Source organism: Chryseobacterium potabilaquae (assembly GCF_902728265.1).
Taxonomy (GTDB): Bacteria; Bacteroidota; Bacteroidia; order Flavobacteriales; family Weeksellaceae; genus Chryseobacterium; species Chryseobacterium potabilaquae.
The window spans coordinates 51,447-67,440 of the sequence record NZ_CACVBR010000015.1 but is presented as its reverse complement, the minus strand read 5'-3'; the positions used below and the strand labels follow the sequence as shown (position 1 = coordinate 67,440).

The following is a 15,994-nucleotide window of genomic DNA, read 5'->3' as shown; positions in this document are numbered from 1 at the left end:
AATATATACAAATTTAATGCTGAACTAAGTTTTCCAATAGATTATTAATAAAAAGAATAATAGCAGCTAAAACTTATAATACACCCCTACTTTTAGCCCCAACGGATTTCCCGGCGTATATGTAAGATCTGTAATCGGTTCAGCCTCTCCTTTTAGCTGGGTTTCTGTGGCAAATTGTGCTTCGTTCCATTGTACATTGAAAAGATTATTCACTTGGATATTAGCTCCCCATTTTTTATGAGCGTAGGAAAGCATCAGATCATTTACAAAATAGGATTGGGTTCTGATACTATTATCTTCTACAGCAGGCCTAGCTCCTAAGTAACGATATTGCATACCTATAGAAAAACCTTTAAGAAAATCCCAGTTAATAGAACCTGTACTTGTTACTACAGGTGCCAATGGAATATAATCTTGTCCTTTTTCTTCTTGAATAAACCGAGCATGAGAATAGTTAACATCCGCATTTAAGTAGAGATTCTCCAGAGGTTGAAAACGGATTCCCAAATCGGCTCCAAAGCGACTCGATTTTCCGGAAGGTTCAATCACAGCATCGTCTCCAACATATACAAACTCTTGTTGTAAGTACATATACCAAACGGTAGGAGTAATGATCAGCGATTTAAAAGGATGCAACCTTACTCCCAAATCTCCTCCCATAGAATAAGGAAGAGTATTTTCATTCTTATGAGGGACCACAACTCTTAAATCATTGGAATGAAAGCCCATTCCTGTTTTTAAAAACCACATTACATTTTCATTTTGAGCAAAAGAAAAATCCAATTTGGGACTTACTCTTGTTGCTTCAGTAGATCCTCCGGCAGGAAGTTGCTCATGATCTAATATATCATGCATATTAAAAATAAAATGATCTACTCTTAATCCAGGATTGATAGTCCATTTTCCTGTTTTCCAAATGATTCCGGAATAGGCGTAAAGATTCGTTCCTATTCCTGTTACATCTGATAGCTTATTAAGGAGCAAATCTCTATGATAAACGTGATTGAGTTGTAGTGTATTGATATCATCATTTCTGAATCCTACTCCTGACGTCCAATGTAATGAACTATTCGGGAGTGAAAAATGTTTGGAATATGTAAGATGGGCTCCATATATATTTCTACCATCCGTTTGTTGAATTTCATCCCCATGATCTTTATCTTTTAAAAAGAAAGTAAAGTCAGAATAGAGATTAAAATTATATTTTGAATAAAAAGCCATAGCATCAATCTGCTCAGAAGGAGAAATAATATGCTTAAAATTCATTTGTATATTCGTTCTAGAAGTTTTTCCGCCTTCAGTAGGATCTATACTTCCCCATCTACTAATAATTCCTTCATCAACTGCACGTTCAGGAATTTGTCCCGAAGCATTCCATGAAGAACTAAATGTTGAAAACTGAATATTAAAATAATCACGATCCGTAATCCATTGATTATATTTCCCAAAAATATTGATTCTATTAAAGTTTTGTTTTACATCAAAAGGACCATCTGTATAGTTATACTCTGCCGCCAAATAAGCATTTTTTCTATTAACCTCATCATGAAGGATATTAAACATTCCTAATATTCTTTTGGAATTAAAAGACCCTCCTTCCAACTTCACCATGCTATTTTTTAATTGATTATATGTTTTAAAATCTACATAGCCCGCTGTATTAAAGTCTCCCCTATCTACATAATAAGCTCCTTTACCAAAATCAATATTATTAACTGATTCCGGAATGACAAAATGAAGATCCGAATACCCTTGCCCGTGAGCATGAGAAACAATATTTACAGGCATCCCGTCCACATTTACGCTGACATCCGTTCCATGATCAGCATCAAAGCCTCTAAGAAAAAGCTGTTCGGCTTTTCCTCCTCCTGCATGTTGGGCAATAAAAAGCCCCGGAACTTTTCTTAATAAATCCTGAGCAGAATTGACGGGAAATTTATTCAAATCAACCTTGGTAATATCCGATAAAAATGAACTGTGATTAATGACCACTTCAGAAATTTGAAAAGGTGCATGTTGTAAAAAAATAACTTTATTTTCATCCTCCGGACTTGTCGTTACCCACTTCATCTCATCATATCCTTTGTGACTAATGACCAAAGTATCGGGAAAAGTTTTTACCGAAAATTGAAATGAACCATCTGTCCCGGAATGAGTATGAGCATTGCCATGATCAAATTGTATTAATGCATCTGCAATAGGAAATTTATCTTCTGCATCTTTTATGAGCATATGCTTCTCTGCTTCCTGAGCTTTGATCTTTCCAAAAATAGATAAAGCTAAAAACAGTCCCACTATACCTGTTTTCATTTAATTTATTTTTTTTAGAACCACTTTGCCAATGAGAAGAGTGATCCATGTTCCTAGCACAAAAGGGAAAGTAAGCACTCCTCCTACTTCATTTAATACATTATGATCGACTAAAAAATCATCAATGATAACAGTCAATACCACTGCTAAGAGCACCCAAAAACCATCCGATTTTTTAAACCCCGAAAAAACAATAGCAGAAAGAACTGCATTAAATCCAAATAATCCCATATGAATTTTTTCAATCGGTTCACCATTCACATGAGAGATATAAGCTCCTAAAATGGAAGCCGCAAAACCATATAATGCCGCAGCTGGTGAGCTGATAAATACAGCGATAAAGAAAATAACTCCTGACATGATTCCTCCTTGAAAAATGACTTCACCAAAAGCATTAGTACAGGTAAGAAAATCACTATAATCCGCCGCTTCTGCTGTAGAAGAAATCATTTCAGAAGGGGGAATTTGAGTGAAATTATGCAATACAAATACGAAAATCCATGTTATAATAATAAATGGAAACGTAAATACCATAATTTTTCTTTTAATAAAAAAGTGTTGGATAATACTTGCCAACGCTCCACCCACAATAATAAGAAGCCAAATCAACCATGTGGTTTGAAATACAAAAGACAATGCTACTCCTACCAACGCTGCACTAAAACCATACAAACCGGCTTCAATTTCAGATTTTTCATATCTTAGCTTCATAGCCGTCAACGTACCCACTGATGTCGATAATAAAACAGCAGTTCCCCCTTGCCAACTTCCTAAGAAAATCCCTATAATGAATAAGAGTCCTGTCCAACGATTTTCCTGAAGCATGATCTGTCCAACCCCTTTTAAAATATAATCGAGAAAAGAAAATTTTTCAAAAAATTTATCCATAAATTTAATTTTTATAATTGATCATTTTTACCAACCTAAAAACACCATTCCGATTCCACATACTGTGACTACGGCACCACTTATCACTCCCATATAGCGTTCTAATTTTTCGGTATTAAATAATGTTGAATATCCATAGCGCCCTAAAAGAACCATTCCCAGCATCGTAAGAACTGTTGTTACCGTAAACGATGTAACCAAAACCATAATCTCATACATAGAATGCTTCACACCCGAATAAAAAAGTAAGGGAATTAGAGGCTCACTAGGTCCCATCACAAAGATCATGAAAAGTACAAGCGGCGTTACCCTTATTCTTTTTTGAGGCATTACCATTTCATTGTGATTATGTTCGTAAACATATACCTCATCGCCCATAACGTCAAAATGTTTATGAGGTTTATTTCTAATAGCTTGAACTAATCCATACACCAAATAAACTCCTCCAAAAACCAATAAAGCCCAGCCTGAGAAGTTTCCTCTTAAATCTTGAAACCATGAGATCTTATTCAGCTGCCATCCTAAAAAAACACCAATGAAGCCTAAAATTAAAGAGCTTAAAACATGTCCTAATCCACAAACTACGGTCAGAATTGTGGTTTTCATTCCACTCCATTTTTTTGATTTTGAAATCACAATAAAAGGTAAATAATGATCTGGCCCGGAAGCGGTATGAATAAAACTTATCGATATCGCACTTAATAAAAGTGCCCAAATTGTAGTGTCCATTTTTCAAGTTATTTTAATTTAATTCCCATAGAATCTCCTGAATATGAAGAAAAAATTCATACATCATTTCACCTCCATATCCTAAAGATCTTACGACAAATCCATTATCATCCATCTCGGAAACCCCTATTTCCATTTTATTTTGAAATTTTCCAGCTGATTCAATAATAGTATTAATCAAGTGTTCTTTATGTACATGTTCTTTGGTTGTATAAAAAATAAGGGTTCCTTGATGGGTATATTCTTCAAGATTTCCTATGCTATTGATAGGAATCAAATCTGGTTGAATAAGTATATTATCTTTGAGAACTAATTTATTTTGATGATAAATTTCCGTAAGGTTTTGAAAACGTTTTAACTTAAAAACCTCTCCATAATGCTTTCTTCCACAAGTAATGATTTCACTCATAATAATCTGACTATTATTCCCGATATGGATTTTTGCCTGACTTTTAAAATTGGAATCTTCATGCGGAACCACAGGATGAGGTACATACGCAAAAGAGGTATCGTCTTCCATAGAAATATGGAGCTCCTGAACAGCTTTATCTTTCATATTAAACAATCGTTGATAAGATTGCGATTGTAATTGTAATGAAGCTCCTTTTTCTACAGAGATATCCAAATGGTAATGATCTCCATCCAAAATTCCGGGAGAAGAGCTCATAATCATTTGATAAAGCTTATCATCACTTTTACGCTGTCCCACAGAAACAACCCTGAAAGGAAGTGAAACATACAAATCTTTTACATAAGACTTTCCAGCCTTAAATCCTGCAATGAGATGTAAACGGCTATTCATTTATCTTACCAAATTCGGTTCTTCACATTCTTCTAAAAGACCATATTTCTTGATCCATCCAATTACTTTATCTAGTCCTTCATCTGTTTTAAGATTAGTAAACACAAAAGGATTTCCATTTCTCATTCTTCTGGCATCTCTTTCCATCACTTCAAGACTAGCACCTACGTGTGGAGCAAGATCGATTTTATTAATAATCAATAAATCTGATCTCGTAATTCCAGGACCTCCTTTTCTTGGGATTTTTTCACCTTCTGCTACATCAATAATGAAAATAGTAACATCCGCAAGATCCGGACTAAATGTAGCAGATAAATTATCCCCTCCACTTTCTATAAGCACCAATTCTATATCCGGGAATCGTGCTGCAAGTTCATCCACTGCTTCCAAATTCATACTGGCATCTTCACGAATAGCCGTGTGAGGACAACCTCCAGTTTCCACACCAATAATCCTATCATGAGGTAAAAGACTATTTTTAGCCATGAATTCTGCGTCTTCTTTAGTATAAATATCATTAGTGATCACTCCCAAATCATAAGTTCCATATAGCTTTCTGCTTAAACGCTCTAATAAAGCGGTTTTTCCTGAACCTACAGGACCAGCTACTCCTACTTTTATATATTTTCTGTTTTCCATTTTGATTATATTTTTGTTATTAATTATGAGTATTAGTTTTTCTTATCATTAAGACATATACAATCTTGAATAAAGTCTTTCATGCTGCATACACCTAATGTCAAAAGATGTATTGCAAAGCCCTACCAAGTCTCTTTCTACCTCAATTGTTTCTAAAACAATCTTTTCCATAATCGGATATAAAGAGAATAGAATATCCTGACCATCAAGTTGCCCAAGAGGAACGAGTTTAACCGCATTGGTAATCATTCCCGCTACCGATGTGTAATAGAAGCCTAAAAGTGCTTCATATAAAGGTATTTTCATTAAATAAGCATAGATTCCAAATACAATACAATAGTGAGAATTTGCTTGATTCTCTTGGATTGCTTTTTCATAGGCTTCCATTAAAGAAAAACTCTCCCTTCTTTTGAAAATTTTAATGAGTCGAAGTCCTAATTTCCGACTTGCCTGACGAATTTCTTTTGGACACTTTACAACATTACACTCATTATCAAGGCTTAAAAGTAATTCCAAATCTCCATTTTGCGCCGCTTCATATGCTAATTTCATGAACGCCCCATCATTATATTTAAGATTATATTGAAGCATATTTCCAACAAACTCTTTTGCTGTGATCCTATCATGAACAATTCTTTGCTGGACAAATGTTTCTAATCCATTGGAATGGGTATACCCTCCGATAGGTAATGTCGGGTCAGATAGGTGCAATAATCCCGACAAAAAGTTTATATTCAAATTATTCATCTTTTGGAGCTGCCATTTTTAAAATTTTAGTAAAAATTGTTGAGCCTAAACTTCCATGCCCATGAGGTTCTACATTAGATTTCAAGAGATTTAAAAGCTTAACAAATTGTTTTTCAGGTTTGAAACCACTTGCTTCCAGCCATCTATACATAGGCATTTCAAAAGGCAATAAGACTTTATCATCTTGAATAAAAAGCGGGATATGCTTATTTCCAATTTCATAACATACGGTTCCCATTTCCAGTAAAGAAACGGGAGACATTACAATAGCCTCCGTCTCCATAATATTAACCGCAATTACCTTTTCATTATCTTCAAAAAGAATATCTCCTTCTCTTAATCGCTGACCTTCTCTTAGGAACTTTATGGCAATATCTATCCCTAATCTGGTTTTTTTACGTTGAATTCTCTTCGTCGTTTCAAACCATTCCAAATCCAAATAATCCACAGGTTTTGTTGTGGGGTTTTGGATAAGATTACCTATTGTTTCGTTAATTATCATCTGTTTTTGATTTTTTTCTGAAGTCAAAGTTTTTGGAAATCCCAACCCCAAATGTGGAACCACTGATCCCGGCAACATAGTTTTTTGTCCAGCCTTCTTGCTTTGTTTTCGTTTGAAGCATCGAAAGTTCTGCGAATTTAAACTTCAACGCCCAACCTCCTCCTAATACTATTCCAATTAAAGGGTAAGCACGAAGGCGATATCCACTAAAGCTTTCCATTGATTCGGCAGTGGCGGTTAATTGTTGTCCCCAAACATAATGAGCATCAACCTGAGCAATCAACACAAAATATTTTCCGAGCATTACGGAGGGACTATACCAAATTCCGGCTTCATTTTGTTTATATATTACATTATGATCAACTGCATTTTGTGAATAGGCATAATTAACCCCAATCAAATCATTATTATTAATAAAATATCCCACTCCAAGAGGCGCACTCGAAACCGTACTACTACTCGTGGAAGGTGTCGTTATTTTTGAATAATCTAATGATCCGTAAACCATAAACTGCCCTTTTGGTCCATCCTCATCATCCTTTAACCTTCTTCCTCCTAAAAATTGTGCTTTTATCGACCCTGAACCCATAGACAATCCTACTAGGGCTAGGGAAAAAGCGGTTCTATTAAAATTGTTCATTGATCTAGAAAATATTAAATAGTTAGTTTTAAAAAGGCTCGGAAAAGCACCGAGCCTTTCCTTGCACATCAAAACAAATAATATAATTGAGTTAAAGGTAATTTTTCAGCAGGTTCACATGTGACATATTCACCATCAACCGTTACTTTGTAATTTTCTGGATTAACCTCAATAAGAGGAGTCTTATCATTATGAATAAGATCTTTTTTAGAAATATTTCTACAATTTTTTACCGGAAGAATCATTTTTTCCAACTTATACTCAGCTATTGTTCCATTGTCTATGGAGATCTGAGAAACGAAATTGGCACAAATTCCATATTTTGCTCTTCCGTGTGCTCCAAACATATTTCTATAAATAATTGGCTGTGGTGTTGGGATGGAAGCATTCGGATCACCCATTTTAGCAGCAATTACAAATCCTCCCTTTACAATCATTTCAGGTTTCACTCCAAATAATGCAGGCTTCCAGATAACCAAATCGGCTAATTTACCTTCCTCAATAGAACCTACATAGTCTGAAATTCCATGGGCAATTGCCGGATTGATCGTATATTTTGCCACATATCTTTTGGTACGGTAATTATCATTTTCTGCCCCTTCATCTTCTTGTAAAGCTCCCCTTTGGTCCTTCATTTTACTTGCCGTTTGCCAAGTTCTCGTAATGACTTCACCGGGCCTTCCCATAGCTTGAGAATCCGAACTCATAATACTGAAAACTCCCATATCATGAAGAATATCTTCTGCTGCAATGGTTTCAGGGCGAATACGAGAATCTGCAAAGGCTACATCCTCAGGAATATTTTTACTTAAATGATGACAAACCATCAACATATCCAAATGTTCATCAATCGTATTAACCGTATAGGGACGTGTTGGATTGGTAGATGCAGGAAGGACATTAGGGTACATGGCAGCTTTAATAATATCTGGAGCGTGACCACCTCCTGCTCCTTCTGTATGGAAAGTATGAATTACTCTTCCATTAATAGCTCTCATGGTATCCTCCAGAAACCCTCCTTCATTAAGGGTATCTGTATGAATTGCCACCTGTACATCATATTTATCGGCTACTTTTAAAGCAGCATCAATCACTGCAGGAGTTGCCCCCCAATCTTCATGAATTTTTACCCCCAATGCTCCTGCTTCCACTTGTTCTTCAATAGGCTCTTCAGCGGAACAGTTTCCTTTTCCAAAGAATCCAAGATTCATAGGGTATTCTTCAGCAGCTTCTAGCATTTTTTGCATATTGAATTTTCCGGGAGTAACAGTAGTAGCATTAGTACCGTCATTTGGACCTGTTCCTCCTCCAATCATGGTAGTAATACCACTATATAAAGACGTCTCAATCTGTTGAGGACAGATATAATGAATATGAGTATCAATCCCTCCAGCTGTTACAATATATCCTTTACCTCCATGTACTTCCGTAGAAGCACCTATAATCATATTAGGTGAAACTCCATCCATCGTATCAGGATTTCCGGCTTTTCCTATTCCTACAATTTTGCCATCTTTAATTCCTATATCCGCCTTCACAATTCCCCAGTGATCAATAATTACAGCTCCCGTAATACAAAGATCAAGAACTCCTTCATTTCTTTTTGCCGTAACATTTTGCCCCATTCCATCACGAACTGTTTTTCCTCCGCCAAAGACTGCTTCGTCCCCGTAATACGTGAAATCTTTTTCAATTTCAATAATAATCTCCGTATCTCCAAGTCTGATTTTATCTCCTGTTGTGGGACCTAATATATTGGCGTATTGTTTTCTATCTACATGTAAACTCATATTAATGATTTTTAAAATTTAATTCTTTTACTTTCTCAAGACTTACTTTTTTCTGATCATCAGAATGTACAGAACCATCAACAAGATTATTAAAGCCTCTCGCCACTTTATTCCCACCAATCTCCACTAATTCGACTTCTTTTTCTTCCCCCGGTTCAAAACGAATAGCCGTACTGGCTACAATATTTAATCTTTTTCCAAATGATGCTTCACGATCAAAGCTCATCGCTTTATTTACTTCAAAAAAGTGAAAGTGTGAACCCACTTGAATAGGTCTATCACCTGTATTTATTACTTTTATTTTAACTGTTTTTCTGCCTTCATTACAGATAATAGTTCCTTCTTTTACAAAAATTTCTCCTGGTATCATATTAAAAGTATTAACGGATTGGATTATGTACTGTAACCAACTTAGTTCCATCCGGAAAAGTGGCCTCTATTTGAACATCATGAATCATCTCTGCCACACCTGGCATAACATCATCTTTGGTAAGAAGATTAGCTCCTTCTTGCATAAGCTCTGCTACTCTTTTACCATCTCTTGCTCCTTCAAGCAAAAAATGACTAATCAATGCTACAGATTCAGGATAGTTTAGTTTAAGACCTCGGTCTTTTCTCTTCAAGGCAAGCTCACCAGCCATAAATAGCATAAGCTTCTCTGTTTCTCTAGGTGTTAAATGCATATTTTTTATATTTAAAATTGGACATACGATATCGGTCTGTCTTTTGAAAAGACAAATGGGAATACAGATAAAATCAAAAAAAGGGAATGAGTCTTACAGATCTGTATCTAGATACAAATCGTAAAGATCAATAGAATACGAAAAAAGATTAGCAGTCGGCAATTTTGAAAGAATGATACAATATGTATCGAGGAGCCAAGATGTGAACATAGCTGCTAAGTGTCAAAATAGGAGTATCAAAAGAAAAATTTTCAAAAAAGTAGTCTAACCATTGCTGTCCTACAATCGAATAATCAAATTTTACTTTCTCGACATCATTAACATCTGATAAATCATCAATAAAAAATACGTTAGATATTTCTGACTGTATATTTTTATTAGTTTTTTGTGAAAAGTGATCTTTTAAGGAAGGCTGAGAAGAATCTATACTATCTTTCTTATATACCCCAAAACTGGCACATAAGATCGTACAAAATAGCACGACAGAAAATAGTAATATCTTTTTTTTCATACCTTTCATAAGTGTTATGTAAAAGTAAAACATAAAAAAAACACACGCTATCAAAAAGGTTATTTAAAATGTTCAAAATCACAACAAGTTAGAATACCTTTTATCTCAACACACACAATAATCAACTCATATTTAAACACATACAAATAACAAATAAACCATCTTAATACTCTATATTTAAAGTATAATAGCCATAAGTAAAGTGAAATATTTTTACTTTATATACCAGAAAAATGAAATCATTTTATCTTTTATGTTTCGAAAAATGACATTTCTATAAATAGGAAAATATCACATCACCGACTACAAAAATAGATCCTATTTTTTCTTTTCTCTAATTATCGTAAATTTGTATACTTAATATCCTTAAGCAATTTAAAATAATACAACATAATATGTCAAAAGCAATTTCGCAAGTACCATTTGCCGTAAATGAACCCGTAAATTCGTATGTTCCAGGTTCTTCAGAAGTAAAAAGCCTTATAGCTCAATACAAAAAAATGTGGGCCGAGAAGATAGAAATTCCTATGATCATCAACGGTAAAGAAGTAAAAACAGATGAAAAAGTTCAGCTTCAGTCTCCTCAGGATCATGCTCATGATTTTGGTTTTTACTATAAAGGTACTATGCAACATGTTGATGAAGCCATTAATGCAGCATTAGCAGCAAAAAAAGAATGGAATGAATTAGGTTGGGAACATCGTGCTGCTATTTTCTTAAAAGCAGCTGATCTACTCGCAGGACCTTACAGAGATGTAATCAACGCTGCAACGATGATAGGACAATCTAAAAATGTACATCAGGCCGAGATTGACTCTGCATGTGAATTTATCGATTTTTTAAGATTCAATGTTGAGTTCATGACAGAAATGTATTCTGAACAACCAGTTTCTGACGCAGGAATCTGGAATCGTGTAGAATACAGACCTCTTGAAGGTTTTTGTTTTGCAGTAACTCCTTTTAATTTTACAGCCATTTCAGGAAATCTTCCGACATGTATGGCAATGCTTGGAAATGTCGTGGTATGGAAACCCTCGGATAAACAAATTTATTCTGCAAAAGTAATCATGGATGTTTTAACTGAAGCTGGTCTTCCAAAAGGAGTAATCAACATGATCTTCACAGATGGAAAAGATACTGCAGAAAAAGTATTAGCTCACAAAGATTTTGCTGGACTTCATTTTACTGGTTCTACCAAAGTATTCCAAGGAATGTGGAAAATGATCGGTGACAATATTCATAATTATAGAACATATCCAAGAATTGTGGGTGAAACTGGAGGAAAAGACTTTGTAATTGCTCATCCGTCTGCTAATGTAGAAGCAGTAGCTACCGCTTTAGTAAGAGGTGCTTTCGAATATCAAGGGCAAAAGTGTTCTGCAGCTTCAAGAGCCTATATTCCTCAGTCTCTTTGGGCTGATGTGAAAAAAGTGATGGAAACTCAGATTGCTTCTATTAAAATTGGTTCTCCTGAGGATCCTTCAAATTTTGTCAACGCGGTAATCGACAAAAATTCTTTTGATAAATGTAAAGGATATATTGACAGAGCTAGCACATCAGGTGAAGCCAAGATAGCTATTGGTGGAAAAGTAGATGATTCTAAAGGATGGTTTGTGAATCCTACCGTAATCGAAACAACAAATCCACAATACGAAAGTATGGTAGAAGAAATTTTCGGTCCTATTTTATCTGTGTATGTTTATGAAGATAAAGACTGGAAAGAAACCCTTGAATTAGTAGATTCTTCTTCTCCATATTCATTAACAGGTTCTGTTTTTGCACAAGATCGTTATGCTATTAATGAAGCATTTAAAGCATTAGAAAATGCATCCGGAAACTTCTATATCAATGATAAGCCAACAGGTGCCGTAGTAGGTCAACAGCCTTTCGGAGGAGGTAGAGCATCAGGAACCAATGATAAAGCAGGTTCTAAAATGAACTTACTAAGATGGACATCTGTAAGAAGTATCAAAGAAACTTTTGTGTCTCCAAAAGATTATAAATATCCATATTTGGGATAAGAAAGAATCTCACCATTTTAAAAATAATAAAAATCCGTAGAGTTTTAATCTGCGGATTTTTTGTTTGAAAACATTACATTAAGAAAACATTCTTTATATTTGAAAATAACCAAACATTAAAAAAATAATTATGAAGAACTTATTAGTAATTCCTATAGTAAGCTTAGTATTTTTAACCAGCTGTGCAGATAAAAAACAAAATAGAGAAGAGTTCAAAGAAGAACATAATAAAGAAGCTTTACGAAACAATCTTGGAGATAGTGCTGTTGCTCACTCAGAACCTGTACAAACCGTTCCCGATACCATACATGTACAAAAAGACACTCCTAAAAATAAATAAATAACAAAACCGCAGGAATTCTGCGGTTTTGTACTTAAAAAAACTTGACTGAAAACCTTGGGGTAATCACCCCAATTATTGTATAGAAAAAATAGTTATTTCCAATGCAGTAAAAGGTACTCATGCTAAGTTTTATTAAGGATTCATGGTGTGATATTAGTTTTTACCCTAATGAGTAAATTAGTTTTAGATATGGTCAATCATTGCGTGAACCCCTTAACTCTAAAACCGCTGCAAATATAGGAAAGCAGCTTCCTCGTTTATAACAAATGATTATCCGTTTTCCTGAAAATGAAAAGGACGGATACCCCTTATTCGTATATTATTTAATTGTTTTCAGGAAAATGAATATTATTTTCCTGATTATTCCCAGATTCTAATAATTTTATATATACAGAAGGTGAAAAATTGGTTACTATTTTAAAAACAGACGCAAATTTGCTATGAGAAGAAAACCCACATTCCTCAGCAAGAATACTAATCTTATATTGTCTATATCTTTCATCATGTACAAGTTTATCAACAATATAATGTATCCTTAAACGATTAATATACGTCTTAAAATCTACACTTTTATGTTGATTGATTACGTAAGACAAATATTTTGTATTGGTATTCAGTTCTCCTGCCAGAAAAGGAAGAGACATATTTTTATTATTATATAGATGTCCTTTTTCAAAATCATCAAGAAGTTCTAAAAGTTTCGCTTCCGTTTCGGAAGTCATAAGAGACTCATTACGTTTTTTGATTACATTATCATTTATATACTCAGTATTCATCCGAGATACATCTCCAATATGAAATAATTCTACTACATCCTGATCTTGATTTTGTTTCTTTTGCTTCCTGATGATACTTTTAAATTTTATATGTTGTTGTTTCTGTCTTACTTTGAAAAAAATAATTAATGAAATCAATATCATACATAAAGCAATAATCATAATATTTTTGACAATACTGATATGCACCATTCTTTTACTCGTTGTGGTTACATCTCTTGAAAAAATAGGATTTTTAATATTCGATTCATCATAAACTTTCACATATTTTTTGGTATATAAAGATGCTTTATACGAATCATTGATTCCTTCATAGTAATCATTGATATTAGCATATACTGCTTTTTTTAGATCAAAATGAGTGAAATTTTCTGCAATATGCTCTGCTTTATCCAAATACAATTTAGCCTCAGCCCATTTTTTTTGCTTCAACCTAATTTCTCCTAGACCATTATAAATCCATCCTGACAGAAATGAAGACCCTTGTAATAAGCTATCAGCTCTAATATAATGCTTTTCAGAAAGTTCATAATTTTGCTGTTTTGAAAAGATTCCACCTAACAACTGATATGAATTAGCGATATGATAAACAATCGTAGGATCATTAACTTTTTCGAAAGCCCATAAGGATTGTTTGAGATTATATATAGCTTTTTCATGATTTCCAACATTTGATTCATAGTAAGCCATTTCCTGATATAACTCTCCTAATAATTGATAATAAATTGCAGAATCTTCTATTGCTTTCGTACGCTGGAATCCTTCAGAAGTATATTTTTTCGATCTTTCATAAAGACCTACTAACCGGTATTTTTGAGCTAAAAATAACTGTATTCTTGCTCCCCATTCAGGATTGTCAACATGATTTATCCCCATATTTGCTTTTTCTGCATAACAAATTGACTTTTTAATATCTCCAAGTTGTTGATAAGCATTCGCAGAGGTCATAAGTACCTTTACTTTATCTAAAGGCATTTGTGCCGATATATATAATGAATCGGCCCTCTTTATTAGTTGAGAAGCTTCCTTTTTATGGATTTCACTTATACTTTTTTCGTAAACCTGATCAAAAATATTCTTTTCTTGGGCTGGAAGCAGAATCATTACAAACAAAAAGACAATTTTCAACAGACTTTTGGACATGCGTCAATAAATTATTACGTTATTTTTATAATAATTCATCATTTTGGTAGTGGTGTCTTTTTGTTTCTCCAAAAATAATGATATTTTATTTTTATTAGGTACAACATGTTATTTTATTTCTTACAAATAGCCACAAACAAATAAATTATTAAACAATAGATCTCAAAATCAATTGACTTTTCAAAATAAAACCTCATAAAATTATTGTTAAATGCATAACCTATTTGATAACTTAATGAGTACATTTGTAACTCAACAAAAAAATTATGAAAAAACTAATCTTATTTTCCTCTTTGTTCATGGGCACATTCATATTTGCACAGGGAATACAATTTGATGAAGGAAAGTTTGCAAGTATTCTTGCCAAGGCCAAAAAAGAAAATAAACTTATTTTTATTGATGCCTATGCTTCATGGTGCGGGCCTTGTAAGTTAATGGTGAAAAATATTTTCCCACTCCAAAATGTTGGTGATTATTATAATTCTCATTTCATTAACACAAAAATAGATATGGAGAAAGGAGAAGGACTTGACTTAGCAAAAAAATACAATGTAAAGGCCTTCCCTACTTATTTATTTATTAATGGAGACGGTGAAGAAATACATAGGACATTAGGCTATGTGGAAGAAAACGATTTCATTCAGTTTGCAAAAGATGCAGAAGATCCCAATAAAAGACTTGCCTCATTAAAACAGAAATTTGAAAATGGTGAAAAAGATCCTGAATTTTTAAAAAACCTTGCTTCCCTTACCGTTTATAACGATGTCGAATTTTCCGGTAAAGTTTTAGATCGCTATTTTCAGGAAAAACCAACAATGGATCAAGAAGATGTACAAATTTTATTAATGGGACTTCAGAGTACGGATAGTCCATTGTATAAAATTTTCCAAACGAAAAAAGAAGACATCATCAAAATAATATCAGCAGATCGATATGAATTCTTTGATAAAAACACCATCTTAAATACCATCATTAAAAAATCATATAATGCTGATACAAAGACTTGGAACGATAATTATTTTATGGCAGAAACTCAAAAATTCTTAAGTAGAGAAGAGGCTGATAAAATTTTAAAAAGAGCCAAAATAACCAAAGCTTTAAAAAATAAAGATATTACCACATACGAGAAACTGAGCCTAGAATTATATAAAGATTATTCTACAATAGGTGCTGAAGAACTCAACTCTATGGCATGGAACTTTTTTGAAAATGTCAATACAAAATCTTCTTTAGAAAAAGCGATAGCTTGGGCACAAGAGTCTGTAAAGAAAAATGAAAACTATGCTAATACCGATACATTAGCCAATCTTTATAATAAGACCGGAGATAAAATAAATGCTAAACGTTGGGCTGAAAAGTCAATTGAACTAGCAAAAAAAACAGGAGAAGACTTTTCAGATACTGAAAATCTATTAAAAACACTTTAAAATAAACAATACAAAAAAATCCGCAAAAAATATTTGCGGATTT

The 15,994-nt window shown here is 33.7% G+C and carries 16 protein-coding genes; 3 read left to right on the top strand and 13 right to left on the bottom strand.

All coding sequences use genetic code 11. The features are described 5' to 3' along the window. Window positions 1-66: 66 nt before the first annotated feature. The 12 genes from CHRY9293_RS09870 to CHRY9293_RS09815 form a co-directional block, all read right to left on the bottom strand. Window positions 67-2,310, bottom strand: a complete 2,244-nt coding sequence (locus CHRY9293_RS09870) for a TonB-dependent receptor (RefSeq protein WP_162032818.1) — start codon at window positions 2,308-2,310, stop codon at window positions 67-69. Next, window positions 2,311-3,198 (bottom strand): urea transporter, encoded by an 888-nt coding sequence (locus tag CHRY9293_RS09865; RefSeq protein ID WP_162032817.1) that lies wholly within the window; start codon window positions 3,196-3,198, stop codon window positions 2,311-2,313. It abuts the gene before it with no gap. 27 nt (window positions 3,199-3,225) lie between these two features. Then, window positions 3,226-3,927 carry a hypothetical protein gene (locus CHRY9293_RS09860; RefSeq protein ID WP_162032816.1) on the bottom strand — a complete coding sequence of 234 codons (702 nt, stop codon included), beginning with the start codon at window positions 3,925-3,927 and terminating at the stop codon, window positions 3,226-3,228. Window positions 3,928-3,940: 13 nt separating this feature from the next. Then, window positions 3,941-4,729, bottom strand: coding sequence for an urease accessory protein UreD (locus CHRY9293_RS09855; RefSeq protein WP_162032815.1), 789 nt, complete (start codon window positions 4,727-4,729; stop codon window positions 3,941-3,943). Beyond that, entirely contained in the window at window positions 4,730-5,368 is a 639-nt protein-coding gene (gene ureG / locus CHRY9293_RS09850; protein WP_122546697.1) for an urease accessory protein UreG, read from the bottom strand. A 48-nt stretch (window positions 5,369-5,416) separates the two neighbouring features. Then, a complete protein-coding gene (locus CHRY9293_RS09845; RefSeq protein ID WP_394351032.1) occupies window positions 5,417-6,115 on the bottom strand; it encodes an urease accessory protein UreF in 699 nt (232 codons plus the stop codon). Next, on the bottom strand, window positions 6,108-6,617 hold the full coding sequence (gene ureE, locus CHRY9293_RS09840) for an urease accessory protein UreE (protein ID WP_162032814.1): 510 nt from the start codon (window positions 6,615-6,617) through the stop codon (window positions 6,108-6,110). The genes CHRY9293_RS09845 and ureE overlap by 8 nt, the downstream gene beginning before the upstream one ends. After that, window positions 6,607-7,257, bottom strand: coding sequence for a hypothetical protein (locus CHRY9293_RS09835; RefSeq protein ID WP_162032813.1), 651 nt, complete (start codon window positions 7,255-7,257; stop codon window positions 6,607-6,609). Before CHRY9293_RS09835 ends, ureE begins: the two co-directional genes overlap by 11 nt. A 68-nt stretch (window positions 7,258-7,325) precedes the next feature. Further along, window positions 7,326-9,047: an urease subunit alpha gene (gene ureC, locus CHRY9293_RS09830; protein WP_162032812.1), complete on the bottom strand. Its 1,722-nt coding sequence runs from the start codon at window positions 9,045-9,047 to the stop codon at window positions 7,326-7,328. A 1-nt stretch (window position 9,048) separates the two neighbouring features. Next, on the bottom strand, window positions 9,049-9,417 hold the full coding sequence (ureB, locus tag CHRY9293_RS09825) for an urease subunit beta (RefSeq protein WP_162032811.1): 369 nt from the start codon (window positions 9,415-9,417) through the stop codon (window positions 9,049-9,051). A gap of 10 nt (window positions 9,418-9,427) precedes the next feature. After that, window positions 9,428-9,730, bottom strand: a complete 303-nt coding sequence (ureA, locus tag CHRY9293_RS09820; RefSeq protein ID WP_122546692.1) for an urease subunit gamma — start codon at window positions 9,728-9,730, stop codon at window positions 9,428-9,430. Between the two features lie 148 nt (window positions 9,731-9,878). Further along, window positions 9,879-10,241 carry a hypothetical protein gene (locus CHRY9293_RS09815; RefSeq protein WP_162032810.1) on the bottom strand — a complete coding sequence of 121 codons (363 nt, stop codon included), beginning with the start codon at window positions 10,239-10,241 and terminating at the stop codon, window positions 9,879-9,881. 395 nt (window positions 10,242-10,636) lie between these two features. Here CHRY9293_RS09815 and pruA point away from each other — a divergent pair, with 395 nt between their 5' ends. Both pruA and CHRY9293_RS09805 read left to right on the top strand, forming a co-directional pair. Next, on the top strand, window positions 10,637-12,262 hold the full coding sequence (gene pruA, locus CHRY9293_RS09810; RefSeq protein WP_162032809.1) for an L-glutamate gamma-semialdehyde dehydrogenase: 1,626 nt from the start codon (window positions 10,637-10,639) through the stop codon (window positions 12,260-12,262). Window positions 12,263-12,392: 130 nt separating this feature from the next. Continuing rightward, entirely contained in the window at window positions 12,393-12,602 is a 210-nt protein-coding gene (locus tag CHRY9293_RS09805; RefSeq protein ID WP_162032808.1) for a hypothetical protein, read from the top strand. A 326-nt stretch (window positions 12,603-12,928) separates the two neighbouring features. On the opposite strand, the gene CHRY9293_RS09800 is transcribed toward CHRY9293_RS09805, so the two are convergent. After that, window positions 12,929-14,524 (bottom strand): helix-turn-helix domain-containing protein, encoded by a 1,596-nt coding sequence (locus CHRY9293_RS09800; RefSeq protein WP_162032807.1) that lies wholly within the window; start codon window positions 14,522-14,524, stop codon window positions 12,929-12,931. A 266-nt stretch (window positions 14,525-14,790) separates the two neighbouring features. On the opposite strand from CHRY9293_RS09800, the gene CHRY9293_RS09795 reads away from it, so the two are divergent. After that, window positions 14,791-15,951, top strand: coding sequence for a thioredoxin family protein (locus CHRY9293_RS09795; protein WP_162032806.1), 1,161 nt, complete (start codon window positions 14,791-14,793; stop codon window positions 15,949-15,951). The last annotated feature ends 43 nt before the right edge of the window (window positions 15,952-15,994 follow it).

Bases quoted from the DNA above. Each gene is read 5' to 3' on its own strand.
- CHRY9293_RS09860 (WP_162032816.1), bottom strand. From the start codon at position 3,927: ATGGACACTACAATTTGGGCACTTTTATTAAGTGCGATATCGATAAGT.
- CHRY9293_RS09865 (WP_162032817.1), bottom strand. From the start codon at position 3,198: ATGGATAAATTTTTTGAAAAATTTTCTTTTCTCGATTATATTTTAAAA.
- ureC (WP_162032812.1), bottom strand. From the start codon at position 9,047: ATGAGTTTACATGTAGATAGAAAACAATACGCCAATATATTAGGTCCC.
- ureB (WP_162032811.1), bottom strand. From the start codon at position 9,417: ATGATACCAGGAGAAATTTTTGTAAAAGAAGGAACTATTATCTGTAAT.
- CHRY9293_RS09815 (WP_162032810.1), bottom strand. From the start codon at position 10,241: ATGAAAAAAAAGATATTACTATTTTCTGTCGTGCTATTTTGTACGATC.
- CHRY9293_RS09795 (WP_162032806.1), top strand. From the start codon at position 14,791: ATGAAAAAACTAATCTTATTTTCCTCTTTGTTCATGGGCACATTCATA.
- CHRY9293_RS09845 (WP_394351032.1), bottom strand. From the start codon at position 6,115: ATGAATAATTTGAATATAAACTTTTTGTCGGGATTATTGCACCTATCT.
- ureG (WP_122546697.1), bottom strand. From the start codon at position 5,368: ATGGAAAACAGAAAATATATAAAAGTAGGAGTAGCTGGTCCTGTAGGT.
- CHRY9293_RS09855 (WP_162032815.1), bottom strand. From the start codon at position 4,729: ATGAATAGCCGTTTACATCTCATTGCAGGATTTAAGGCTGGAAAGTCT.
- ureE (WP_162032814.1), bottom strand. From the start codon at position 6,617: ATGATAATTAACGAAACAATAGGTAATCTTATCCAAAACCCCACAACA.
- CHRY9293_RS09800 (WP_162032807.1), bottom strand. From the start codon at position 14,524: ATGTCCAAAAGTCTGTTGAAAATTGTCTTTTTGTTTGTAATGATTCTG.
- ureA (WP_122546692.1), bottom strand. From the start codon at position 9,730: ATGCATTTAACACCTAGAGAAACAGAGAAGCTTATGCTATTTATGGCT.
- pruA (WP_162032809.1), top strand. From the start codon at position 10,637: ATGTCAAAAGCAATTTCGCAAGTACCATTTGCCGTAAATGAACCCGTA.
- CHRY9293_RS09835 (WP_162032813.1), bottom strand. From the start codon at position 7,257: ATGAACAATTTTAATAGAACCGCTTTTTCCCTAGCCCTAGTAGGATTG.
- CHRY9293_RS09805 (WP_162032808.1), top strand. From the start codon at position 12,393: ATGAAGAACTTATTAGTAATTCCTATAGTAAGCTTAGTATTTTTAACC.
- CHRY9293_RS09870 (WP_162032818.1), bottom strand. From the start codon at position 2,310: ATGAAAACAGGTATAGTGGGACTGTTTTTAGCTTTATCTATTTTTGGA.